The organism is Ruegeria sp. BI11 (assembly GCF_056538005.1).
This window is the reverse complement of sequence record NZ_JBQFSM010000001.1, coordinates 56,601-79,474: the sequence shown is the minus strand read 5'-3', so window position 1 is coordinate 79,474 and position 22,874 is coordinate 56,601. Positions and strand designations below refer to the sequence as shown.

The window sequence follows — 22,874 nt, the reverse complement described above, 5'->3', positions numbered from 1 at the left end:
TGCAACGATCCTGCGCGCGGATCGGCGACGTGGGGCAACCTTGACACAATTTCCTTGAACGTCAAAGCACTACAAGGGATCAGACACGCCCTTTACGTGTAGATAACAGCAGATTGGTTTCGGACCGCGTTATCCCCTCCATCCGCCTGATCTGGAACAGGACCTCGTCCAGTTCCGCCAGAGTTTCGGTGCCGATCTCGGCGATAAGATCCCAGCTGCCATTGGTCGTGTGCACGGCACGCACCTGACGCAAGGCCGCGATTCTGGCCATCGTCCGCTCGGTCCCGCGACCCTCGATCTCAAGCATCATCAGACCGCGCACCGGGCTTTCGGCCACATCCATCCGGGTGAGGACAGTAAAGCCCACAATCTCACCCGATTGCTTCAGACGCTGCAGCCGGCTGCGGACAGTGGTGCGGGTGACACCCAACGTCTCGGCCAGTTCGGACAGCGAGGCCCGCGCGTCCCGGTGCAGCGCATTGAGCAGCCGACTATCCAAATCGTCCATAGTTATTTCTCATTTCGCTAATTGAGGTTTCATTTTGAACATTTTGACCTCTTTTCGCAAGCCACCTTGCGGAACTAAACAAACATATGGACAACAAACACGTTATACTGGTCGGCGTCCCAATGGACGCTGGCAAGCGCCGTCAGGGCTGCCGTATGGGACCTGACGCATATCGGGTGGCCGGTCTGGAACAGGCATTGGCCGATCTGAACTACCAAGTATCGGATATCGGCGATATCCAACCGGACAGCACGGATGTACCCGAAGACCTACACCTGTTCGCCTTGCCCGAAGTCATCGGCTGGACCAACGCGCTCAGCCGCGCAGCGCAGGACACCGCCCCCAACGGCCTGCCGATTTTTATGGGCGGCGACCACGCTCTGTCTATGGGAACGGTTGCCGGGATGGCCGCCCATGCGCAGCAGATCGGTCGCCCTTTGTTCGTGCTCTGGCTGGATGCTCATAGCGACTTTCACACCCCGAACAGCACCGGCAGCGGCAACCTGCACGGGACTCCGGTCGCTTACTTCACTGGCCAACCGGGCTTCGACGTCTTTCCGCCCGTACCTGCCCCGGTTCCAACCGACCGCGTGGGCATGATCGGCCTGCGCTCGGTCGATCCAGCCGAACGGGCGCGGCTAGAGAAGGATCACGCCATGCTGGCAGACATGCGCAGCATTGACGAACACGGAATAAAAGCCCCCTTGATCGCGTTTCTTGACCGGGTTCGGGCGGCGGATGGCATCCTGCATGTCTCGCTGGACGTCGACTTTCTTGATCCCTCGATCGCCCCTGCCGTCGGCACTACTGTCCCCGGCGGCGCGACCGAACGCGAGGCGCATCTGGTGATGGAGCTGCTTCACGAAAGCGGCCTTGTCTGTTCGCTGGACCTGGTCGAGCTGAACCCGTTTCTGGACGAACGCGGCCGAACCGCAAAACTGATGGTCGATCTGGCTGCCTCATTGATGGGCCGCCGCATCTTTGACCGCCCAACACGGAGCTTCTGATGCACTCTCTGCAAGCCCCCCCGGCCGTTGTTATGATCCGGCCCCATGCGTTTGCTTCTAACCCTGAGACCCGTGACGACAATGCGTTTCAGACATTGGCCAATCGCTCGGCTGCAGCCACATCTGCTCAGGCGCGCGACGAGCATGATCAGGCGGTCGCATTGCTGCGCGATGCAGGTGTAAAGGTTCATGTCTTCGACGATCTAGGGGACCTCGATACACCCGACAGCGTGTTCCCGAACAACTGGTTCTCAACTCATCCCGGCGGACATGTGGCGATCTATCCGATGTTTGTACCGTCGCGCAGGCGGGAACGCCGCGCGGACGTCATTGAGATGCTGAAACAGGAATACCGTGTTCAGGACGTGATCGATTATTCCGGACTTGAGCAGGACAAACTGGCGCTGGAAGGCACCGGAGCAATGGTTCTAGACCACGTTGGCCGCGTCGCCTACACAGTCAAATCCAACCGCGCCGACCCCGTTTTGTTGGAACGATTCTGCACCCATTTCAACTATGAACCCATCGTGTTCGAGGCACATGACGCCGAAGGGCGTGATGTCTATCACACCAATGTTCTGATGGGCATCGGCAGCGAATACGCGCTGATCTGTCTGGATATGATCACAGACCCCGAACGGCGCGCGACTGTAAAATCCCGGCTGGAAGAATCCGGCCGCACTGTCATTGAACTGACCCATGAACAGATCGCCGAATTTGCAGGCAACGCCATCGAACTCAGCGGTCGGGATGGCCTGGTTTTGGCGCTGTCCAGCCGGGCGCTTGCCGCCCTTACCCCGGATCAAGTCGCAACAATCGAAGCCAGCGCGACGCCGCTGCCGCTTTCCGTTCCCACAATTGAAACTGCCGGTGGATCCGTGCGCTGCATGATTGCAGGCATCCACTTGTCCCGTCGATAGGAGACCCCAATGCAACCATCTGAAAAGGCGCTTGTGCCCTTTGTGTCCGTCGACAACATGATGCGTCTCGTGCATCACGTCGGGCTCGAAAAGATGATCACCCAGATCGCGGCCCAGATCGAAGCCGATTTCAAACGGTGGGAAAGCTTCGATAAGACCCCGCGCATACCGGCCCATTCCCCGCATGGTGTGATCGAGCTGATGCCCACGTCGGACGGAGAGGCCTACGGGTTCAAATACGTAAACGGCCACCCCAAGAACACTTCTGAAGGGCTGCAGACCGTAACCGCTTTCGGCCTATTGGCTGACGTCTACACTGGCTACCCCACCCTGCTAACCGAGATGACTATGCTAACCGCGCTGCGTACTGCGGCGACCTCGGCTCTTGTGGGCAGATATCTGGCGCCGAAGTCTTCTTCGGTGATGGCGATGATCGGCAACGGCGCTCAGTCAGAGTTCCAGTGCCTGGCCTTCAAGGCAATGTGCGGGATTGATACGGTTCGTTTGTACGACACCGATCCGAATGCCACCAAGAAATGTGCCGCGAACCTGCAAGGCAAAGGCCTGACGGTGGTGCCCTGCAAAACGGCAGAGGAGGCTATTGAAGGAGCGCATATCATCACCACATGCACGGCCGACAAGAAATACGCCACGATTCTGACCGACAACATGGTCGGCCCCGGCGTTCACATCAACGCCATCGGCGGGGACTGCCCCGGCAAGACCGAATTGCATCGCGATATCCTGTTGCGCTCGGAAATCTTCGTGGAATACCCCGAGCAAACCCGGATCGAAGGTGAGATTCAAGCACTGGACGACACCCACCCAGTGACTGAGATGTGGCAGGTCATGACCGGTCAGGCCAAAGGGCGCAGCGATGACCGTCAAATCACTCTTTTCGACAGCGTCGGCTTCGCGATCGAGGATTTCTCGGCCCTGCGCTATATCAAGTCCGCTATCGAGGGCACTGATTTCTTTGAACCTTTGGACATGTTGGCCGATCCTGACGATCCGCGCGACCTGTTTGGGATGCTGATGCGGGCAAGCTAAAGAACCCGCAACAAGCGCACCTTGCCCTCGGTTCACGCCGGGGGCTTTTTCTATCCGGCCAAAGACGGAAGATAGAGAACTATACTAGGGAACGCCACAAGCAGAGCGATTGTAACACCGTCAGCTATGAAGAACGGGGTCACGCCTTTAAAGACGTCCTGAACGCTCAGGTCCGGGCGCACGCCAGCAACGACAAAGCAGTTCAGACCGATTGGCGGCGTGATCAGGCAAAATTCGGCCATTTTCACGACCAGAATTCCGAACCAGATCGCACACATCGGACCGGACATACCAAAAGCACTTTCTGCTGCGCTGACGGTTTCTCCTCCGTTCAGAGCCATTACGGCCGGGTACACGACCGGTAGCGTCAGCAGCAGCATCCCGATGGCATCCATAAACATGCCCAGGACCGCATAAGCCAGCAAAATACAAATCAGAATCAGCATCGGTGACATCTCAAGCGAAGTGATCCAGTCAGAAAATGCGCCCGGCAGGTCGGCAAATCCGAGGAACCGAACGTAGATCAACACGCCCCAGATGATCGAAAAGATCATCGCGGTCAGTTTGGCAGTTTCCAACAGCGCCGATTTCAACTCGGTCCAGCGCATACCGTGGAACAGAGCAAAGCAGAAGACGATGAAGGCACCGATTGCACCACCTTCGGTCGGCGTACCCCAGGCCTTTTCCCCGAACGGGTTGTAGACAAAGCAGATGATGATCAGGATCACGGCCACAATCGGGAATGCACCGGGCAAAGAGGCAAAGCGCTGTTTCCACGTAAAGCCCGTGACCGGAGGTCCGACGTTTTTGAAAACAACCGCGATGCCCACGATCAGAAGGCCGTAGATAACCGCCGAAAATGCCCCGGGTATGAACCCTGCCAGCAGCAGTTTGCCCACGTCCTGCTCAACAATGATGGCATAGATCACAAGAATGGCCGAAGGCGGAATAAGCGAGGCCAGCGTGCCCCCGGCGGCGACGACTCCGGCAGCGAATTGCTTGTTATAGCCGACCTTCAGCATCTCGGGGATGGCGATGCGGGCGAAAACCGCGGAAGTGGCGACCGACGCGCCTGAAACGGCCGCGAACCCAGCCGTCGCAAACACGGTCGAGACTGCCAAGCCACCCGGCACCCAAGCCACCCAACGCTTGGCCGCCTCGAACAGCGCTTTGGTCAGACCCGCGTAATAAGCCAGGTATCCAATCAAGATAAAGGTCGGGATCAGGCTGAGCGTATGGGCGGCCACTTTCGAATGCGGCACTTGTCCGGCTGTTTTGACGGCCACCGTCAGGGCTTTGCCAAACCGGTCGGGGTCGTATCCGAACTTGGCCCAAAAGATCCAGACGAGACCCACCAACCCGGCTAGCCCCGCAGCAAAGGCAACCCGCATGCCCGTGACGACCAAAACCAGCAGGCCACCTGTAACCCACAGACCAATATCTATCGTGTCCATGCGCTAGTCCTGCCCTTCGAATTGCTCAGCCTCGGCAGCGGCCTGTGCCGCCGCGTCTTGGAGCAACGGCACAGCCACCGGATGTTCAAGGCCCAGCACAAAAGCGCGCCCATACCCCCAGACCTGTAGCACTAGCCGCACACACAAAACGGAAAAGGCCACCGGCGCCAGCAGCTTGGCAGGCCAAAGCGGGATGCCGATATCAATGGAACTGTCGCGGCTCCACAGAGGTGCGCCAAAATCGAACGAGCGATCGAAATGGGACCAGCTGCCCCAGACTAGCGCCAGCATCAGCACAAGGATCAGGATCACCGAGATCAGCTCGAACAGCCACAACGCCCGACCGTGTAGGCGCGCGATCACGATATCCATGCGGATGTGGCCGCCTTCGCGTTGCACGTATGAGATACCGAGGAAGGCAATCAACGGCATGGCCTGTTCAATCCAGTCCACGTAACCGGGCAAAGGCGCGTTTATCGCGTTGCGGCCGCTGACCGAAACCACGGCCAGCACCATCAGGCCAAAGACAGCCAATCCGCTGATCAATGCCAGAAACTGCTCTAATCTCAAAAGGTGACGGTCCAGTCGACTGAGCCGACTACCGTCCTCAAGCACCGTGGCCTGTCCTGCCATTCCGGTGATCCCCTGTTTTATGATTGGTGTCCGGGTGCCCGGTCAGGCACCCGGAAAAGGCGATCAGTTGCCGCCGCGCTGTTGTTTAAGCGTTGCCTGGACCAAATCATAGAGGTCCTGCGCGGGAAGACCCTGGGCCGACATATCCGCAATCCACTGTTCGCGGATCGGATCGGCTGCCTTAGCGCGGAACTCTTCAAGCACGGCATCGTCGATCTCGACTTTTTCGACGCCCTTCTCGGTCAGAACGCTATCCCACTGTTCAAGCAGGCCACCGTAGTTCGCAAGGTAATGGTCAATCGCCTCGTCGATCGAGCTGTTCAGCGCCTCTTTATGTTCGGCAGGGAGGGCTTCATAGGCTTCGATGTTCACCACCACCGGGCAGTTGACCGTGCCGGGGTTCAGGTTCGCAGTCCACCAGTCGGCCTCATTGATAGTGCCGAAAGACAAATGAGCATGCTGAGCAAAGGCGACCGTGTCGACCACACCCGATTCCATCGCATTGAACGCTTCGGTCGCAGGGACCGAGGTTGGCACACCGCCAACCGCCTCAAAAGCCTGCCCAAGACCACCGGTCGCACGTACACGCATTCCGTCGAAATCGGAAAGCTCGTCGCGCGGGTCACCCGTGCCGACTAGATTATACTGCGGCATAGGCGACGTCATGATAATGCGTGCGTTCCACTGCGCCATCTCATCCTTAACGGCCGGGTGATCGTAGACCGCGTGGCTAACGGCCACTTCTTCATCCAGATTGTTCACGCCAAGGAAGGGCAGCTCAAGCACGGTGATCGCGCGGTTCTTGTCGCGGTGATATCCGGCGCAGAATTGGGCCATCTCAAACGCGCCGATCTCGATCCCGTCCAGATTTTCCTTGGGCTTTGACAGGCCGCCATAGCTGACATTGATGGTGAATTCGCCGCCTGTCTTTTCGCTGACCAGTTCAGCCAGCTTTTCAACATGTTCAGTAAAGGCGCGCCGCTTGCCCCAGACCGAGGCATTCCATTCGGTTGCAGCAGCCTCTGAGACAAATGCAACACCCAAGGCGACGACGGCCGCGCCGCTCAACATCTTTTTCATCATGATTTCTCCCTTTGTTGCGCTTCTTGTCCAAGCGCTTGCGGTCAAAGCTAGCGCCAACATCGGAATGTGCCAACCCCGGACAGGCCCACCAGAGAACTGCAGACAGCGCTAACAACCAAAAGGTGAATCCAAGATGCAGAAAATTGCTGACGTATGCGTCCGAAATCTCGTCAAAATCTGTGACATATATTGCCTTGTTTTTTACTGTTTTTATTTTTTGTTTTTCTATTTTTTTACAAATTAGGTCAGATCGAAGAAATTTGTTTACAAACTAATCCATAGAAATCTGTAATTTATTTCATTGTTTTCAATTCCGCTTATTATTTCTCGTGGGGAGGAAACGGGTCGACATCGCCCGTTCCGCGGGCAAGATTCGGCCCAGTGAAATGAAGTCCAGAGGGAGGAGCCTCAGAATGACAACCGCTGCCCAGGCAGATGCCAACGTCTATCCGCCATCCGCAGAAACCGTTGCCCGCGCCCATGTTGATGCCGACGCATACACCCAGATGTATAAGGCGTCGATCGAAGATCCCGTTGCGTTTTGGGGCGAACAAGGTAAGCGGGTTGACTGGATCAAGCCCTATACTCAAGTCAAAGATGTCAGCTATGACTTCGGTTCGGTCGGCATCAATTGGTATGCCGATGGCACATTAAATGTGTCTGCCAACTGCTTGGATCGTCATCTAAATACCCGAGGAGATCAGACTGCGATCATCTGGGAACCGGACGATCCAAATGACGAAGCACAACACATCTCTTATGCCGAGTTGCACCGCCGCACCTGCCGGATGGCCAATATTCTGGAATCCCTGGGCGTGCGCAAAGGCGATCGTGTTGTCATCTACCTGCCGATGATCCCAGAGGCCGCTTATGCCATGCTGGCCTGCGCCCGTATCGGTGCTATCCATTCCATCGTGTTCGCAGGCTTCTCGCCCGACGCGCTGGCGGCGCGCATCAATGGTTGCGACGCCAAGGTAGTGATCACTGCAGACGAAGCGCCGCGTGGAGGTCGGAAAACTCCACTAAAATCCAACGCAGACGCAGCGCTGCTGCACTGCAAGGACACTGTGAAATGCCTTGTTGTAAAGCGGACCGGCGGTCAGACCACCTGGATTGACGGGCGAGACTATGACTACAACGAAATGGCGCTTGAGGCGGATGACTATTGCGCACCTGCCGAAATGAATGCCGAAGATCCGCTGTTTATCCTGTATACCTCCGGCTCGACTGGTCAGCCCAAGGGTGTTGTACACACGACTGGTGGTTATCTCGTTTATGCCGCGATGACGCACCAGATCACTTTCGATTACCATGATGGTGACGTCTATTGGTGTACTGCGGATGTAGGCTGGGTCACGGGCCACAGCTATATTGTCTATGGCCCTCTGGCCAATGGTGCGACGACTCTGATGTTCGAGGGCGTGCCGACCTATCCAGATGCCTCACGTTTCTGGCAGGTTTGCGAAAAGCATAAGGTCAACCAGTTCTATACCGCTCCGACGGCCATCCGGGCTCTGATGGGTCAGGGCACCGAGTTTGTTGAGAAATGCGATCTGAGTGACCTCAAGGTGCTTGGCACTGTGGGCGAGCCGATCAACCCAGAAGCCTGGAACTGGTACAACGAGATTGTTGGCAAGGGCAAATGCCCGATCGTCGATACTTGGTGGCAGACTGAAACCGGCGGCCACCTGATGACTCCCCTGCCCGGCGCGCATGCTATGAAACCCGGTTCGGCGATGAAACCGTTCTTTGGCATCGAACCGGTGGTTCTGGACCCGCAATCCGGTGTTGAAATCAGCGGTAACGGCGTCGAGGGCGTTCTGTGCATCAGGGACAGCTGGCCCGGTCAGATGCGCACCGTTTGGGGCGATCATGAGCGTTTCGAAAAGACCTATTTCTCGGATTACAAAGGCTACTACTTCACCGGTGACGGTTGCCGCCGTGACGAGGATGGTGATTACTGGATCACCGGTCGTGTCGATGACGTGATCAACGTATCGGGTCACCGCATGGGCACAGCCGAGGTGGAAAGCGCGCTGGTTGCCCACGCCGCAGTGGCCGAGGCCGCCGTGGTCGGTTATCCCCATGATATCAAAGGACAAGGCATCTATTGCTACGTCACCTTGATGAATGATCGTGAGCCGTCGGATGAGCTGCTAAAAGAGCTGCGCACTTGGGTCCGGACCGAGATCGGCCCGATTGCCAGCCCGGATGTGATCCAGTGGGCCCCCGGTCTGCCCAAGACCCGTTCAGGCAAGATCATGCGTCGTATCCTGCGCAAAATCGCCGAGAACGACTTTGGCTCGTTGGGTGACACTTCGACACTGGCTGATCCGTCGGTGGTCGAAGACCTGATCGAAAACCGTGCAAGCAAGTGAGGATGTGATGGACGCTGCCACGACCATAACACCCGCCGTTCTGATCCTTCTCGGCCCTCCGGGCGCCGGGAAGGGTACGCAAGCGCGGATGCTTGAAGACACGTTCGGGCTGGTTCAACTCAGCACCGGTGACCTGCTGCGCGATGCCGTTGCCGCCGGAACCGAAGCGGGCAAGGCCGCCAAGGCCGTGATGGAGGCCGGCGATCTGGTCAGCGACGAGATCGTGATCGCCATCCTGCGCGACCGAATGGCCCAGCCGGATTGCGCCAAGGGCGTCATCCTGGATGGCTTTCCCCGCACCACGGTTCAGGCCGAAGCGCTGGATGGCCTGCTGGCTTCGGCGGGTCAAAAGATCAACGCCGCGATCAGCCTTGAGGTTGAAGACGCCAAAATGGTGATCCGCATCTCGGGCCGCTACACCTGCGCGGGATGTGGTGAAGGCTACCACGACAGTTTCAAGCAGCCTGCGAAGGAGGGTGAATGTGACAAATGCGGTCACACCGAATTCAAGCGCCGCGCGGATGACAATGCGGAAACCGTCGCGTCGCGCCTTCAGGCCTATCACGCGCAAACCGCACCGCTGATCACCTATTACGATTCACATGGCGTCCTGCAACGCACTGACGCTATGGGAAAAATCGAAGACATCGCCAGCGACCTAGAAAAGATCGTCGGCGACGCGATGAGTTAAGGGGGGGAGGAGGAAAGCCCGACCCAGGGCTCTAATCCCAAAACAGAATACTTCAATGGACCCGCCCTGGCGGACCAGAGGAGTCTTGCCTGACACCATGCTGGTGCCAGGCACAATCGAGAAGCGGCCCACGTCACTGGAGGAGTTGGGCACGGGCCGCCCAACGAGGAAGCGAAGGAGGAACCCGCAATGGCGGATCAATCAACAAACTCCGCGCAGACTGCCGAGGCCGATAAGGGCTATTGGCAGGCCAACCTGCGTCTTATCTACATCAGCCTCGTGATATGGGCGCTGGTGTCCTTTGGATTCGGCATCCTGCTGCGTCCGCTGCTATCGGGCATCGCCGTTGGCGGTACCGATCTGGGCTTTTGGTTCGCTCAGCAGGGATCGATCCTGGTCTTTCTGGTGCTGATCTTCAACTACGCCTGGCGCATGAACAAGCTGGACGCCGAATACGGCGTGGATGAGGAGTAAACCCCATGGACCAGTTTACCATCAACCTGCTGTTTGTGGGCGCGTCCTTTGCGCTCTACATCGGCATCGCGATCTGGGCCCGCGCGGGTTCCACATCGGAATTCTACGCCGCCGGTCGCGGTGTTCACCCGGTCACCAATGGTATGGCGACAGCGGCGGACTGGATGTCGGCGGCCTCGTTCATCTCGATGGCGGGCCTGATTGCCTTTACCGGCTATGACAACTCGACCTTCCTGATGGGTTGGACCGGTGGCTACGTGCTGCTGGCTCTGCTGCTTGCGCCTTACCTGCGTAAGTTCGGTAAGTACACCGTCTCGGAATTCATCGGTGACCGCTTCTACAGCCAGACCGCACGTGTTGTTGCGGTTATCTGTCTGATCGTTGCGTCGGTGACCTACGTGATCGGTCAGATGACCGGCGTTGGCGTGGCCTTTGGCCGATTCCTCGAGGTGTCGAACACATCTGGCCTGCTGATCGGTGCCTGTGTGGTGTTTGCCTACGCGGTTTTCGGTGGGATGAAGGGTGTGACCTATACTCAGGTCGCTCAGTACTGCGTACTGATCACCGCCTACACCATCCCGGCGATCTTCATCTCGCTGCAGCTGACCGGTACGCCGATCCCGGCCCTGGGTCTGTTCGGCGACACCGCAAGCGGTGAGCCGCTGCTGACCAAGCTGGACGCGATCGTGACTGAACTGGGCTTTGCCGAGTATACGGCCCACCACTCGAACACGCTGAACATGGTGCTGTTCACACTGTCGCTGATGATCGGTACCGCCGGTCTGCCTCACGTGATCATGCGCTTCTTCACCGTGCCGAAAGTGTCTGACGCCCGCTGGTCTGCTGGCTGGACTCTGGTCTTCATCGCGCTGCTGTACCTGACCGCCCCTGCGGTTGGCGCAATGGCTCGCCTGAACATCACCGACATGATGTGGCCCAACGGTGGCATCGACGGCGGCGCTGTTTCGGTCGAAGAGATCGACACCGATCCACGTTACGACTGGATGCAGACTTGGCAGAAAACCGGTCTGCTGGATTGGGAAGACAAGAACGGCGACGGCAAGATCCAGTACTACAACGATCAGAACGCCGACATGCAGTCACTGGCCGAGGAAAAAGGCTGGGTTGGCAACGAGTTGACCAAGTTCAACCGTGACATCCTGGTTCTGGCCAACCCCGAGATCGCCAACCTGCCGGGTTGGGTCATCGGTCTGGTTGCTGCGGGTGGTCTTGCGGCTGCTCTGTCGACCGCTGCGGGCCTGTTGCTCGCGATCTCGTCAGCTGTGTCTCATGACCTTGTCAAAGGCGCGATCAACCCGCAAATCTCTGAAAAAGGAGAGCTTCTGGCGGCGCGGATTGCAATGGCCGTGGCCATCGTTGTTGCGACCTATCTGGGTCTGAACCCACCGGGCTTTGCGGCGCAAACTGTGGCCTTGGCGTTCGGTCTGGCGGCTGCCTCGATCTTCCCGGCGCTGATGATGGGGATCTTCTCGACCCGCATCAACAACACCGGTGCAGTCTGCGGTATGCTGGCTGGTCTGATCGTAACCCTTGTCTACATCTTCCTGCACAAGGGCTGGCTGTTCATTCCGGGCACCAACTCATTCACCGATGCTGACCCGCTGCTGGGGCCGATCAAGTCGACCTCGTTCGGTGCAATCGGTGCGATGATTAACTTCGGTGTCGCCTACGTGGTCGCTGGTATGACCAAAGAGACCCCGCAGGAGATCGTGGAACTGGTCGAAAGCGTGCGTATCCCCCGTGGCGCAGGCGCAGCTCAAAATAAATGAGCATGATGCGGCATATGGTTAACTTCCATATGCCGCGTTTTTCGATCAACTGTTCCCGCCCGGCATACCACCGGGCGGGATTTTTCAACCAGAAATCTAGGAGCGTCTGATGCCCCTGTCCCATGACCAGATCACCCGGTTTCTGAAATCCGTGCACCCTTATGACGCCCTTTCGTCTGAAACGCTGGACGAACTGGCAAAGCAGATCCAGGTGTGGGAAGTCGACGAAGGGTCTTCTGTTTATGAGTTGGGTAACACCCTGCCCGGCGTCTTTGTGATCTACGAAGGACAGGTTGAGATCACAGATGAAAACGGCGCTGTCGTATCGCATCTAGGCTTGCGCAACTCTTTTGGTGAGCGCGGCTTGTTGAAAGACGGCAAAGCCGCGACCCATGCGCATGCACACACACCGTCTGTTCTAATGGTTCTCCCGCCGAATGTGGTGCGCGAGTTGATCGACGATCACGACGTAGTCGCCAAATTCTTCAACCGAACACGAGGAGAGCGCGCTGGTCCGCAAAGCCTCGCCACCAGTTCGATTGACACGCTTATGGCCCGCAACCCAGCCGTCTGTTCGCCTTCGATGCCGGTGCGCGAAGCGGCAAAGGTGATGCGAGACCGCCATATCTCGTCACTCTGCGTCAGCGAGGGTGACAATTTTCTAGGCATCGCCACATTGAGGGATATTTCTGGAAAATACGTAGCGGATGGAATGCCCGATAGCACCCCTGTCTCTTCGATCATGACTCGTAATCCGATCACCTTATCGCCCTCCGATATTGGCTCGGACGTATTGCACGTGATGATGGAACGCGGGATCGGGCATATCCCGATTTCTGAAGGCGGCAAGCTGGTCGGAATCGTCACTCAAACTGACCTAACTCATTACCAGGCGGTCAACTCGGCCGAATTAGTTCGCCGGATCGCCCATGCGAACTCTGCTACCGAGATGGCAATGGTGACAGCTGAAATTCCCCAGCTATTGGTGCAGTTGGTCGCCGGGGGGAACCGGCACGAAATCGTCACGCGCTTGATAACCGACATTGCAGACACCGCCACCCGCCGTCTGCTGTCACTTGCTGAGAAAAAGCTGGGTTCGCCACCCGCACCCTATCTATGGTTGGCCTGCGGCTCGCAGGGGCGGCAAGAGCAGACCGGCGTGTCCGATCAAGATAACTGCCTGATGCTGGACGACAGCGTGACCGAAAACGACATGACCTATTTTTCCGAACTGGCGAAATACGTCTCGGATGGGCTCGACATCTGCGGGTATTTCTATTGCCCGGGCGACATGATGGCGACTAATCCCCGTTGGTGTCAGCCCGTGCGCGTTTGGCGAGACTATTTCAACGGCTGGATCGCCAAACCCAACCCCGAGGCACAGATGCTTGCCTCGGTCATGTTCGACCTGCGCCCCATCGGCGGCGCATTCGATCTGTTTGCTGATCTACAGGCCGACACGCTGGCGGCCGCGAATGCAAACTCGATCTTCGTGGCACACATGATTTCAAACTCACTGAAACACACGCCGCCGCTGGGCCTGTTGCGTGGCTTTGCTACCATTCGCTCAGGCGAGCATCGCAACACGCTGGATCTGAAACATAACGGCGTGGTGCCGGTGGTTGATCTGGCTCGTGTTTACAGCCTTCAGGGCCAGTTGCCCGAAGCCAACACCCGCGCCCGTTTGAAAGCCGCCGAGGCCGCTGGGGTTCTCAGTCCCTCAGGAGCTCGCGATATTCTGGACGCTTACGACCTGATCGCGGAAACGCGGCTTGAGCATCAGGTGAGGCTGGTCAAATCCGGCAAAAACCCCGACAACTATCTTCCACCATCGACTTTGTCGGACTTTGAGCGAAGTCATCTGCGCGACGCCTTTGTTGTCGTAAAAACAATGCAGTCGGCGGTGGGCCATGGCAAAGGTATGCTGAGCTAGGCAAACACCAAACCGGGCGCAAACGCCTGAAACCAGGAGAGAAACATGTTTCTGGAACTGATCGGCACCATCTTTGCAGGGATCGCCTTTGCAGGTGTGGCGATGCTGGTGAATAAACTGACAGGTGGCCTCCTGCCCCGCTGGGCCGCTCCGGTCGCGGCCGGGTTGGGTATGATCGGCATGACCATCGCCAGCGAGTATTCCTGGTACGACCGAACATCTGAAACGCTGCCGGATGAGATGGAGATCGTGCAAGAGGTTGAAAGCCAAGCTTTCTATCGCCCGTGGACCTACGCCGTTCCTTTCGTCAATCGGTTTGCCGCGATTGACACCGCATCGGTTCGCACCAACGAACAAGTTCCCGAACAGCGCCTTGTGGACCTGTATTTCTTCGGCCGCTGGGCCCCGATCTCGAAATTGCCAGTGGCGGTCGACTGCGCCACCAACAGCCGCGCCAGCTTGGCCGATGGCGCCGAGTTTGATGACGATGGACAATTGCTTAACGCCGACTGGCTGACCCTCAACGCCGAGGACCCAATCATCGAGGCCACTTGCGGAGTGTAACATGCTGACCCGGCTAAGCCTGCGCGTACGTATCTTTCTGTTCTTCTGCCTGATGGCAGTGGGCGCGCTGGCCGTCAGCTCTGTGGCGCTATGGGTAAGCTATTTACGTGTCGCCGATCCTGCGTTGGCAAGTGCTTTCATCCTGGCTGAAATCCTCATGGGCTTTGGGTTCATTGCCCTGATCATCGCCGTCTGGCTGCTGTTTGATGACAATGTCGCCAAGCCGATTGAACGGTTGTCGGCGCAACTGCGCGCTCGTGCACATGCAGGGGTCAGCACGGACATGGACATGCAAGCTGCGCGGTATCTGGGCGATCTGGCCCCGGCGGCCGCTGGGCTGGCGGAGCAACTGTCCGGTAAAACCATGGATGTAGCAGAGGCCGTAGCTGCCGAGACCGCTCATCTGTCTGCTGAAAAGCAAAGGCTCACGGCTCTACTGACCGAGATTCCGGTGGCAATGGTTTTGGCCAGCCCCACCCACAAGATCGTGCTGTATGACGGGCAAGCCGCCGGAGTGTTAGCGCAGATCGCCCATCCCCGCCTGAACGCGTCACTATTCGAATACCTGCAACCCGTGCCGCTGCAAGACGCGTATGAAAAACTGTCGAAATCCGGGCTCGAGGTTGATTGCACCCTGACCAGCATCGACGGCGCGCAGACCTATACCGCCAGGATGAAGCCGCTTGGCGACGCCCCCGGCTACCTGCTGATCTTTGATGATAGCGCCGCCAATATCGCGCCTGAGGCTGCGCGTCCGCTGGTTTACGACTTCGACCTGATGAACAGCGCGGTCACGGGCGAATTCGAATCTCTTGCATTGCGGGACTTATGTTTTGTGGTGTTTGACACTGAAACGACCGGGCTGCTTCCACACAAAGACGAAATCGTCCAGATCGGTGCGGTGCGGGTCGTGAACGGGCGCATCGTTCAGGGTGAGCGGCTGGATATTCTGGTTGATCCGGGCATACCGATCCCGCCAGCTTCGACCAAGGTTCACAAGATCAGCGATCACATGGTTCAGGGCGCGCCGGATATTGCTGCAGCGGGGCACACCTTTCACCAATTCGCGCGGGATGCGGTGATCGTGGCCCATAATGCTCCCTTCGACATGGCCTTTCTGCGGCGCCACGCCAAACGGATGAATGTCGAGTGGGATCACCCCATCCTCGATACCGTTCTGCTGTCCGCCGTTCTGTTCGGAGCCAGCGACAAGCACACGCTGGATGCGCTGTGTGATCGGCTAGAGATCACCATTCCACACGATCTGCGCCACACCGCGCTTGGCGATGCCGTCGCCACTGCGCAGGCGCTGGTCAAGATGCTACCGATGCTGCAAGCGCGTGGCATGGCGACCTTTGGTGCCGTCATTGAGGCCACCCGTCAGCATGGCCGCCTGTTGGAAGATCTGAACTGAACGTTAAAATATTCGGTCAAGATTCAGCTTTTCATGGACAATTCCGGCAGAGCGTGTCACCTGATGCGCGGCCACTGCACGAGCGGACAATGACTAAGAAATCCTTCGCCCCCACCCCTGACCAAAGCGCCGCTTTTCGCGAAGCACTGGGGTGTTTCGGAACCGGTGTTACTGTCGTCACCACGAACACCGAAAAAGGGCCGCGCGCAATTACGGTCAACTCGTTTTCTTCGGTGTCATTGGACCCGCCGCTGGTGCTGTGGTGCCTGGCCAAGGATTCGCACCGGTTCAATTCCTTCAACGCTTGCCAGCACTATTCCATTCACGTGATGGCACAAGAACAGCAGGACCAGGCACTGAGCTTCGCGCGTGACGGGCTGGATTTCTCGCACGCGGAATGGGGTACGGATCACAAGGGCCGCCCGCAACTGAACGATTGTCTGGCCCGGTTCGATTGCCAACTGCATGCCAAGCACGAGGCCGGGGATCACCTGATCCTGGTTGGTGAGGTCGAACAGGTGATGTACCGCAAAGGTCAGGGCCTGATCTTTAAACGCGGTCAGTTCGGCGGGTTCGCGGACCTGCTGTAACCTTTATTCGTCAAGCGATCCGTGAACGGCCAACGCCTCAAGCTGTGTTTCCTGTGGGGTGATGATGCGGAACGCTTCGTGCACACCCGTCTCGGACAATTCACGCGCGACCGTTAGCAAAGTGTTCGGCGCGTGTTCTTCGCACAGGTCACTCATGTGGGATATTTCGGCCTGTGCGACACCTAGGGCGGCTTCGACCGACGGCGCGCCATAGAACATGACAAAATGCTCGGCCAGAGATTGCGTGATCTGCTCCAACTCGGCCTGTTCGATCTGCGTCACTGCGACGAAGGTAACCCGCCCAAAGGTTTCGACACCCAACCATCCGTTTGAAAACGCCTGCCGTGCCTTGCCTTCCAGATCGGCTTCGCCCCAGTTCGAAAACTCAAACCCGCCCGAGATACACCATTCCCCGGTCCGGGCCGGCGAATGGAAGACATTCATGTCGCTTTCATCGAAATGGATCGCACGGGCCAGTTTCATCATTGGTTCTCCAACAGTTCGGTCAACGGGCGCAATCGTGTATCCGCACCGTCACGGATCAGCATCCCGAACCGCTCATCCGTGCCTAAAAACACACCAGTTTCGCCATGTGGCTCTCCGACACCGCGCAGCAACCCCATCCATTCGGCGTGCAAGGGGGCGTTGCCGTCCTCTTGCCAGCGGTTAAGCCAAGTCAGCATATGCCGCGACCAGCTTTCAACCAGTTGCACGGCTGAGACGTCCGCGCAGCCTTCGTCATACAGCGCGGTGACATCGGGCGTTTTCCCTGGGTCATCCCCGGTTTGCAGCAACGCCAGTTCCCAACTGACCACCAGCCAGTCGGGTTCTTGCTCCGGTTCGCGGCTTGAGGCGGCGGTGTGGAACATTCCACACTTCGCCCCGTTCACGCAAATCAAGCCGTCCCAGCCCAGATGCACCGCAACCTCGGGCGGGGCCAGCGCGCCCAGCGCGTTCTGAAACCCCACAGCGCACAAGGGCAGCATTGCCATGGCGTCCTGCAGAGGCACCTCGGGCGCAAAGACGATGGCAACGCGCAGGCGATCAGCCTGAATGTTGTAAACCACCGTACCCGCGTCGCAGCCCAGCACGGCCATAGCTTGGGCGCGATCAAACGGGTCTTCCCCACCCCGCACCGGATGGCCCGTCAGCAAGGGCGGAAAGACAGGTTGGTTCATGCGTTGCCTTTAGCGATCATGTCGCGGGCGATTTTGCGGAATGCATCGGCCTGCGGGCTGTCGGGCTTGCTGACCACGATGGGCGCGCCCCCATCCGCTGCGACCCGGATATCCAGATGCAACGGGATTTCCCCCAACAAAGGAACGCCCAGCGCCTCTGCCTCGGACGCGACACCGCCGTAGCCAAACACGTGTTCCTCATGCCCGCAGTTGGAACAGATATGGGTCGACATGTTTTCAATCATACCCACAATGGGAGTCTTGAGCTGGTTGAACATGTCGATCCCTTTACGTGCATCAATCAAGGCCACGTCCTGCGGAGTGGACACAACAATGGCTCCGTCCACCTTGAACTTCTGACTCAGGGTCAGCTGAACATCACCCGTGCCGGGCGGCAGGTCCACGATCAGAACATCCAAAGCGCCCCACTGAACCTGGCTCATCATCTGTTGCAGCGCCCCCATCAGCATTGGACCACGCCAGACCACCGCCTGACCTTCATTGGTCATCAACCCCATCGACATCATGGTGACGCCGTGATTGCGCAGCGGCAGGATCGTCTTGCCATCTGGGCTGGCCGGACGACCCGAGACACCGAGCATCCGGGGCTGTGAGGGACCATAGACATCTGCGTCCAACAAACCGACCCGGCGACCCTCGGCCGCCAGAGCACAGGCGAGGTTGGCCGATACGGTGGATTTACCCACACCGCCCTTACCCGAGGCAACAGCGATGATCCGGTCCACCCCCGGCACGGCCTGAGGGCCAGTTTGCGACGGCTTGGGTTTCGGTTTCAGATCCGGCGGCGCCTTTTCCGAATGCGCCGTCATCATGGCCGACACAGTGGCCACGCCATCCGCCATCTTCGCGGCCTGCTCGGCAGCGGCGCGGACGGGTTCCATACGCTCGGCCTGTTTCGGATCAATCTCAAGTACGAACCGTACCGTGTCGCCTTCGACATTCAGCGCGCGCACTACACCGGCGCTGACGATGTCCTGACCGGAGACAGGATCGGTAATCTTTTTCAGGTTTGCCAGAACTGCGTCACGAACACTCATGCCTGTACCCCTTTAAATCGACCCACGATGAGGTTGCGTTTCATTGCACGTGTCTCCGTCTCATTCTGTTCATTTGACGCAATCAGGACCGGACCGTTAGGTTGGGCCATGCGCTTTGTCCTTTTGTGCCTGAGCCTGACGCTATGTACCAGCCCCTCTTGGTCGCAGGAGGCGCTTGGCCTTGCCGCCCCGGCGGAAGTAAAAGACTCTGGCCTGCTGCAACATATCCTTCCTCGCTTCTCTCTCAAGACCGGGATTCGGGTTATTGCTGAAGATGAGGGTGTTTTGGTGCTGAAAACGGCCCCGCCGGGTGATCCGGTCTTTGCGCGTGATGGTGTGACCTATCACCTGCGTATCGAAGATAACGCACGCCACGAACGCTTCCGCGACTGGCTGCTGTCCGATATCGGCAAGAACACGGTCGAAAGCTTTGTTCCTGACCAAGGCGCACCCTTCTCCGCAAGATTCGAGTTGACGACAACGCAGCAGGAAACCGTGATCGACGGTGACGCCGCCCGCGGTGAAGAACTGTCGATGACCCATTGTGGCCGGTGCCACGTGATCGGGCCAAAAAACCGGATGAACGGGTTAGGCTCGACCCCTTCATTCGCAGTGCTGCGGTCGATGCCCGACTGGTCTGAACGGTTCGAAGCGTTCTTTGCACTCAACCCCCATCCCGCCTTTACACAGATCGATGGGCTGACACCACCTTTCGACCCCGAGCGCCCCTCGCCCATCCACCCGGTCGAGATGACGCTGGAGGATTTGGAAGCCATCCTGGCCTTCGTCTCGGTCATCAAGGCGGCTGATCTGGGCGCGCCGCTGCAGCTTCAGTGATCCTTTCGTTTTGAGAAATAGTCCTCGGTCGTAACAACCTTAGGCCTTGGCTTGGATTGGAAGGGATTGTCCGACTGCTGAAACTGCGCATTCACCCGGCAATTGTCGCACATCTGGATCATCCGAGCCTTGTCCGAGGTGGCAAACATCGGATGTGTCCCCGACAGCTTTTCCATGATCCGTTCGACCGTGGATTTCACGCCGAACAAGGCACCGCATTCCACACAGGCAAAAGGTTCTTCTTCATTCAACACCTGCTGAGACAGGGCAGCATCGCTCAGGTCCAGTTGCGGAACTAGAGTGATCGCATCCTCGGGGCAGATGCCCTTACACAAGCCGCATTGCAGACAGGCGTCCTGTTGAAAGTTCAGTTGAGGTTTGTCCGGGTTATCGGCCAACGCACCCGAAGGACACAGAGACACACAACTGAGACACAACGTACAGGCATCGGTATTCACCGCCACCGCCCCGTACGGAGAATTTTCAGGCAACGGCAAGGGCTCATCCGTCTGCGGATTCAATGCTTGTGCCGACAGCCGCGCGATCTGCCTGCGATTGCCCAATGGTAGAACCGGATCAGCCAACGGCGAAGGAACGTCCTGCGTATAGAGCAGATCCGCCATTGCATCCGGGTCAGCTTCGTCAATCAACCCTATCCCTTCGGGTCCGGCAATCGCTTGCGCCAACGCCAATTCGCTATCCAGCGCATCGCGTTCCGTGGTTGGGGTCAGAAGAACATCGACCCGGGCGAACCCATGGGCCAACGCGGCCAACATCTCGGCGTGACCAAACCCCGAGATCACATTCATCTCAAGTGGTATGACATCTGCAGGCAGGCCGCGCCCGAACCGGGCGGCCAGTCGGATCATTTCGGCCCCGTGCGCGTCATGGACCAAAAGCCGGGGCGATGTGCCTCCTGCCCGCCGATAGGTACGCGCCAGTATATGCATCCGTGACAACAGGGCAGAAACCGGCGGGTCCTCGTACGTGATTGCAGTAGACGGGCACACCGCCGCGCATTCACCACAACCGGCGCAAACCATGGGGTCGATGGAGACATGTTCCCCTGCCGAGACGATCGCCCCCGTCGGACAGATATCAAGACAATTGGTACAGGCGATCTGTTCGGCACGGGAATGGGCGCAGAGCGTTTCCTCAATCCGTACGTAAAGCGGTTTCTCGAAAGTGCCGATCAATTGCACGGCCTCAAAGGCCAGACGTTCCACGGCAAGCTTGTCCTTGGGATCAGCGCGCAAATAGCCTTCCCGCTTGGCGGGGGCCTGTACGAATGGGGTGCCACCGGTCAGGTCGATAATAATATCGCAGGCCGAGTGTGCCCCATCGCGCGCCTCAGTCCAAGAAAACGCCCCACGGCCGCCCGGCTCCAGCTGCTGTAAGGCATCCAACCGCAGCGAGAATCCGCCAAGGGCACCTTTCAGCGAACGAAGCTGTCCGCGCACCACGTCAAAGGCCCGCGACACCGGCTGCGCGTCATCGCTCACCAATACTGTCACCGCCAGCGTTTCCGACAGCCGCAAGGCCAGATCAAAGCTCACCTCACCCGGCCCGGTAATGAAACAGGTGCCTTCGCTGATTACGTCAACGCTGGGCGTGACCGGTTGCGGCAACAGCGCCTCGGCTGCAAGGGCTGCCATCTTGGGTGCCGCATCTCCGCCTTGTTTCGACCAGCCGGCGCGGTCGCGCAGGTCTACAAATCCTGGCGTGTCGATACCCAACTCCTCAGCGAGGTCTTGAAATACACTCTGCTCCTGCCCGCAGGCAATCACCGTATCCCCATCCTTCATCAGGGACGCTGCGGCCTCCAACTCCGTCGTGCAGAGCGTCGAGTGGACCTTGGAGCAGGCGATCCCACAAGCGGATGCGATTGCCTCGGCCTCAAGATCCTGCGTTCCCGCACAGTTGCATAGTAGTAGTTTTGTGACCATGGCATCCCCTCCCCGTCTTGATTTCAGCTTAGGGTGTCTTGAAAAAGTGGCAATGCCCTGCACGCAAATCTTTCAGTGCTTCGGCTCTTCAATGCCTCTCGATCACATAAACAAGTAGTGATCAGATCGTTGGTTGGACAATTCAGACTTGGCACATGGTTGCTTTGTGTACCATAGTGGACCCAAGGGAAGGCAGGGGAGAGCCTTCCGGGGAGGAATGAGTGGCCAAGGCCGCAAGCCAGATTGAAATGCCAATCGGCGTCATCGTACGCAAAACACCCGGTGTAACTCGCTGGGCGAAATGGAACTGGCGCGCCGTTGCTGTGCTGCCCGGTGCCGGGCCAGCAGACTGGCAGGAACTGCGCCGCGAAGGTGAAGCCGTGGAATACCACGCCGCCACCCTGCCCCTGAAACTCTGGACCGATGAGACTGAGGCCTACATGGTCAACCTGTCCGACGGACAGCCTTCGATCTATCTTGTTCTCCGCGATGCACTGGATGACGAACGCCCAATGGATGCGGTGTTGGTCACTGCTTCTCCGTTCGAAGGACAAGATTATGCAGATACCGGCGAAGAGATCGTTGAAAAAATACCGATGACAGAAGGGCTGATCGCCTGGGTTCGAGATTTTGCTTTGGAGCACCATCGCGAGGAAGCTTTTGTCAAACGCCGCCGCGACAAGAAACGGACGGACCTTGTCGAGGATGGTAAAGGGGATGCGCGCATCCGCCAGGCCTCGGACGTCTACCGCGCACCGCGGAGGCTCTTACAATGACCCAAGCCCGCGATTTCTGGTCCCGACGCAAAGCTGCCGTTCAGGCGGAAGCAGAGGCCGAAGTTGTCGCGAGTGAAGAACAGGTTATTGCTGCGCAACAGGCCGAGTTGCAAGATAAGAGCGACGCCGAAATACTAGCCCAATTCAACCTGCCGGACCCCGATCAATTGCAAGCTGGGGATGATGTCTCGGGCTTCATGGCGAACGCGATTCCGGACCGGCTACGTCGCCGCGCCTTGCGGCGGCTATGGCGGCTGAACCCGGTTTTGGCCAACGTCGACGGGCTGGTCGATTACGGTGAGGACTATACCGACGCGGCCACTGTGATCGAAAACCTTCAAACCGCTTATCAAGTTGGCAAAGGTATGCTGAGCCATGTCGAAGCTTTGGCTGCACAGGCGGAAGACGTGGAACCCGAGATCGACGAAGACCCCTCGGTGGAAGAGACCGAAATTCCGGAAGCCGAGATGGAACCGGAGATTGCCCCGGACCCCATCCCGACCGCTGAACCTATGACCCTCGATGAGACAGAAGAGACAGCGTCGCAGGTTGCGCCGCGCCGCATGAAGTTTGAATTCGAAGGATGACTA

At 58.2% G+C, this 22,874-nt stretch carries 22 protein-coding genes; 14 read left to right on the top strand and 8 right to left on the bottom strand.

Translation table 11 applies throughout. From position 1 onward, the window contains the following. Positions 1-79: 79 nt before the first annotated feature. Positions 80-508 carry an Lrp/AsnC family transcriptional regulator gene (locus tag ACR0DT_RS00390; protein WP_480708843.1) on the bottom strand — a complete coding sequence of 143 codons (429 nt, stop codon included), beginning with the start codon at positions 506-508 and terminating at the stop codon, positions 80-82. Positions 509-594: 86 nt separating this feature from the next. Here ACR0DT_RS00390 and rocF point away from each other — a divergent pair, with 86 nt between their 5' ends. Genes rocF through ACR0DT_RS00375 form a run of 3 tightly spaced genes read left to right on the top strand, consistent with a single transcriptional unit; the run spans position 595 to position 3,485 of the window. Beyond that, positions 595-1,515: an arginase gene (gene rocF, locus ACR0DT_RS00385; protein ID WP_480708842.1), complete on the top strand. Its 921-nt coding sequence runs from the start codon at positions 595-597 to the stop codon at positions 1,513-1,515. Beyond that, positions 1,515-2,435 (top strand): citrulline utilization hydrolase CtlX, encoded by a 921-nt coding sequence (ctlX, locus tag ACR0DT_RS00380; protein ID WP_480708841.1) that lies wholly within the window; start codon positions 1,515-1,517, stop codon positions 2,433-2,435. The genes rocF and ctlX overlap by 1 nt, the downstream gene beginning before the upstream one ends. A gap of 9 nt (positions 2,436-2,444) precedes the next feature. Continuing rightward, entirely contained in the window at positions 2,445-3,485 is a 1,041-nt protein-coding gene (locus tag ACR0DT_RS00375; protein ID WP_480708840.1) for an ornithine cyclodeaminase, read from the top strand. 50 nt (positions 3,486-3,535) lie between these two features. Here the strand turns inward: ACR0DT_RS00375 and ACR0DT_RS00370 are convergent, their stop codons facing one another. The 3 genes from ACR0DT_RS00370 to dctP all read right to left on the bottom strand — a co-directional run bounded on the left by ACR0DT_RS00370 (position 3,536) and on the right by dctP (position 6,652). Continuing rightward, a complete protein-coding gene (locus ACR0DT_RS00370; protein WP_480708839.1) occupies positions 3,536-4,939 on the bottom strand; it encodes a TRAP transporter large permease in 1,404 nt (467 codons plus the stop codon). A 3-nt stretch (positions 4,940-4,942) separates the two neighbouring features. After that, complete coding sequence (locus ACR0DT_RS00365; protein ID WP_480708838.1) at positions 4,943-5,572, bottom strand: TRAP transporter small permease subunit; 630 nt, start codon at positions 5,570-5,572, stop codon at positions 4,943-4,945. Positions 5,573-5,635: 63 nt separating this feature from the next. Next, positions 5,636-6,652: a TRAP transporter substrate-binding protein DctP gene (dctP, locus tag ACR0DT_RS00360; protein WP_480708837.1), complete on the bottom strand. Its 1,017-nt coding sequence runs from the start codon at positions 6,650-6,652 to the stop codon at positions 5,636-5,638. 416 nt (positions 6,653-7,068) lie between these two features. Between dctP and acs the strand changes: the two genes are divergently transcribed. The 8 genes from acs to ACR0DT_RS00320 all read left to right on the top strand — a co-directional run bounded on the left by acs (position 7,069) and on the right by ACR0DT_RS00320 (position 16,489). Beyond that, a complete protein-coding gene (gene acs, locus ACR0DT_RS00355; RefSeq protein WP_480708836.1) occupies positions 7,069-9,033 on the top strand; it encodes an acetate--CoA ligase in 1,965 nt (654 codons plus the stop codon). A gap of 7 nt (positions 9,034-9,040) precedes the next feature. Continuing rightward, positions 9,041-9,724: an adenylate kinase gene (locus tag ACR0DT_RS00350; RefSeq protein WP_480708835.1), complete on the top strand. Its 684-nt coding sequence runs from the start codon at positions 9,041-9,043 to the stop codon at positions 9,722-9,724. A 189-nt stretch (positions 9,725-9,913) separates the two neighbouring features. Continuing rightward, on the top strand, positions 9,914-10,198 hold the full coding sequence (locus ACR0DT_RS00345) for a DUF4212 domain-containing protein (RefSeq protein ID WP_058274238.1): 285 nt from the start codon (positions 9,914-9,916) through the stop codon (positions 10,196-10,198). Positions 10,199-10,203: 5 nt separating this feature from the next. Continuing rightward, a complete protein-coding gene (locus ACR0DT_RS00340; protein ID WP_480708834.1) occupies positions 10,204-11,988 on the top strand; it encodes a sodium:solute symporter family protein in 1,785 nt (594 codons plus the stop codon). Between the two features lie 109 nt (positions 11,989-12,097). Further along, on the top strand, positions 12,098-13,921 hold the full coding sequence (locus tag ACR0DT_RS00335; RefSeq protein WP_480708833.1) for a DUF294 nucleotidyltransferase-like domain-containing protein: 1,824 nt from the start codon (positions 12,098-12,100) through the stop codon (positions 13,919-13,921). 45 nt (positions 13,922-13,966) lie between these two features. Continuing rightward, entirely contained in the window at positions 13,967-14,485 is a 519-nt protein-coding gene (locus ACR0DT_RS00330; protein WP_480708832.1) for a hypothetical protein, read from the top strand. 1 nt (position 14,486) lies between these two features. Next, positions 14,487-15,899 (top strand): 3'-5' exonuclease, encoded by a 1,413-nt coding sequence (locus tag ACR0DT_RS00325; protein WP_480708831.1) that lies wholly within the window; start codon positions 14,487-14,489, stop codon positions 15,897-15,899. A gap of 89 nt (positions 15,900-15,988) precedes the next feature. Next, the gene (locus ACR0DT_RS00320; protein WP_480708830.1) at positions 15,989-16,489 is read left to right on the top strand and encodes a flavin reductase family protein; all 501 of its coding nucleotides are present in this window, start codon (positions 15,989-15,991) and stop codon (positions 16,487-16,489) included. A gap of 3 nt (positions 16,490-16,492) precedes the next feature. Here ACR0DT_RS00320 and ACR0DT_RS00315 read toward each other — a convergent pair whose 3' ends face one another. Genes ACR0DT_RS00315 through ACR0DT_RS00305 form a run of 3 tightly spaced genes read right to left on the bottom strand, consistent with a single transcriptional unit; the run spans position 16,493 to position 18,725 of the window. Continuing rightward, a complete protein-coding gene (locus tag ACR0DT_RS00315) occupies positions 16,493-16,972 on the bottom strand; it encodes a DUF6505 family protein (protein WP_480709645.1) in 480 nt (159 codons plus the stop codon). Beyond that, positions 16,972-17,667 (bottom strand): biotin/lipoate--protein ligase family protein, encoded by a 696-nt coding sequence (locus ACR0DT_RS00310; protein ID WP_480708829.1) that lies wholly within the window; start codon positions 17,665-17,667, stop codon positions 16,972-16,974. The genes ACR0DT_RS00315 and ACR0DT_RS00310 overlap by 1 nt, the downstream gene beginning before the upstream one ends. Beyond that, positions 17,664-18,725, bottom strand: a complete 1,062-nt coding sequence (locus ACR0DT_RS00305) for an Mrp/NBP35 family ATP-binding protein (protein WP_480708828.1) — start codon at positions 18,723-18,725, stop codon at positions 17,664-17,666. Before ACR0DT_RS00305 ends, ACR0DT_RS00310 begins: the two co-directional genes overlap by 4 nt. 108 nt (positions 18,726-18,833) lie before the next feature. Here ACR0DT_RS00305 and ACR0DT_RS00300 point away from each other — a divergent pair, with 108 nt between their 5' ends. Continuing rightward, on the top strand, positions 18,834-19,562 hold the full coding sequence (locus ACR0DT_RS00300) for a c-type cytochrome (protein ID WP_480708827.1): 729 nt from the start codon (positions 18,834-18,836) through the stop codon (positions 19,560-19,562). Here the strand turns inward: ACR0DT_RS00300 and ACR0DT_RS00295 are convergent. Beyond that, positions 19,556-21,508 (bottom strand): 4Fe-4S binding protein, encoded by a 1,953-nt coding sequence (locus ACR0DT_RS00295; RefSeq protein WP_480708826.1) that lies wholly within the window; start codon positions 21,506-21,508, stop codon positions 19,556-19,558. The two genes, ACR0DT_RS00300 and ACR0DT_RS00295, sit on opposite strands and share 7 nt — an antisense overlap. A gap of 221 nt (positions 21,509-21,729) precedes the next feature. Between ACR0DT_RS00295 and ACR0DT_RS00290 the strand changes: the two genes are divergently transcribed. Next, positions 21,730-22,284, top strand: coding sequence for a DUF3305 domain-containing protein (locus ACR0DT_RS00290; RefSeq protein WP_480708825.1), 555 nt, complete (start codon positions 21,730-21,732; stop codon positions 22,282-22,284). After that, on the top strand, positions 22,281-22,871 hold the full coding sequence (locus ACR0DT_RS00285) for a DUF3306 domain-containing protein (RefSeq protein WP_480708824.1): 591 nt from the start codon (positions 22,281-22,283) through the stop codon (positions 22,869-22,871). Before ACR0DT_RS00290 ends, ACR0DT_RS00285 begins: the two co-directional genes overlap by 4 nt. The last annotated feature ends 3 nt before the right edge of the window (positions 22,872-22,874 follow it).

Bases quoted from the DNA above. Each gene is read 5' to 3' on its own strand.
- ACR0DT_RS00390 (WP_480708843.1), bottom strand. From the start codon at position 508: ATGGACGATTTGGATAGTCGGCTGCTCAATGCGCTGCACCGGGACGCG.
- rocF (WP_480708842.1), top strand. From the start codon at position 595: ATGGACAACAAACACGTTATACTGGTCGGCGTCCCAATGGACGCTGGC.
- ctlX (WP_480708841.1), top strand. From the start codon at position 1,515: ATGCACTCTCTGCAAGCCCCCCCGGCCGTTGTTATGATCCGGCCCCAT.
- ACR0DT_RS00375 (WP_480708840.1), top strand. From the start codon at position 2,445: ATGCAACCATCTGAAAAGGCGCTTGTGCCCTTTGTGTCCGTCGACAAC.
- ACR0DT_RS00370 (WP_480708839.1), bottom strand. From the start codon at position 4,939: ATGGACACGATAGATATTGGTCTGTGGGTTACAGGTGGCCTGCTGGTT.
- ACR0DT_RS00365 (WP_480708838.1), bottom strand. From the start codon at position 5,572: ATGGCAGGACAGGCCACGGTGCTTGAGGACGGTAGTCGGCTCAGTCGA.
- dctP (WP_480708837.1), bottom strand. From the start codon at position 6,652: ATGAAAAAGATGTTGAGCGGCGCGGCCGTCGTCGCCTTGGGTGTTGCA.
- acs (WP_480708836.1), top strand. From the start codon at position 7,069: ATGACAACCGCTGCCCAGGCAGATGCCAACGTCTATCCGCCATCCGCA.
- ACR0DT_RS00350 (WP_480708835.1), top strand. From the start codon at position 9,041: ATGGACGCTGCCACGACCATAACACCCGCCGTTCTGATCCTTCTCGGC.
- ACR0DT_RS00345 (WP_058274238.1), top strand. From the start codon at position 9,914: ATGGCGGATCAATCAACAAACTCCGCGCAGACTGCCGAGGCCGATAAG.
- ACR0DT_RS00340 (WP_480708834.1), top strand. From the start codon at position 10,204: ATGGACCAGTTTACCATCAACCTGCTGTTTGTGGGCGCGTCCTTTGCG.
- ACR0DT_RS00335 (WP_480708833.1), top strand. From the start codon at position 12,098: ATGCCCCTGTCCCATGACCAGATCACCCGGTTTCTGAAATCCGTGCAC.
- ACR0DT_RS00330 (WP_480708832.1), top strand. From the start codon at position 13,967: ATGTTTCTGGAACTGATCGGCACCATCTTTGCAGGGATCGCCTTTGCA.
- ACR0DT_RS00325 (WP_480708831.1), top strand. From the start codon at position 14,487: ATGCTGACCCGGCTAAGCCTGCGCGTACGTATCTTTCTGTTCTTCTGC.
- ACR0DT_RS00320 (WP_480708830.1), top strand. From the start codon at position 15,989: ATGACTAAGAAATCCTTCGCCCCCACCCCTGACCAAAGCGCCGCTTTT.
- ACR0DT_RS00315 (WP_480709645.1), bottom strand. From the start codon at position 16,972: ATGAAACTGGCCCGTGCGATCCATTTCGATGAAAGCGACATGAATGTC.
- ACR0DT_RS00310 (WP_480708829.1), bottom strand. From the start codon at position 17,667: ATGAACCAACCTGTCTTTCCGCCCTTGCTGACGGGCCATCCGGTGCGG.
- ACR0DT_RS00305 (WP_480708828.1), bottom strand. From the start codon at position 18,725: ATGAGTGTTCGTGACGCAGTTCTGGCAAACCTGAAAAAGATTACCGAT.
- ACR0DT_RS00300 (WP_480708827.1), top strand. From the start codon at position 18,834: ATGCGCTTTGTCCTTTTGTGCCTGAGCCTGACGCTATGTACCAGCCCC.
- ACR0DT_RS00295 (WP_480708826.1), bottom strand. From the start codon at position 21,508: ATGGTCACAAAACTACTACTATGCAACTGTGCGGGAACGCAGGATCTT.
- ACR0DT_RS00285 (WP_480708824.1), top strand. From the start codon at position 22,281: ATGACCCAAGCCCGCGATTTCTGGTCCCGACGCAAAGCTGCCGTTCAG.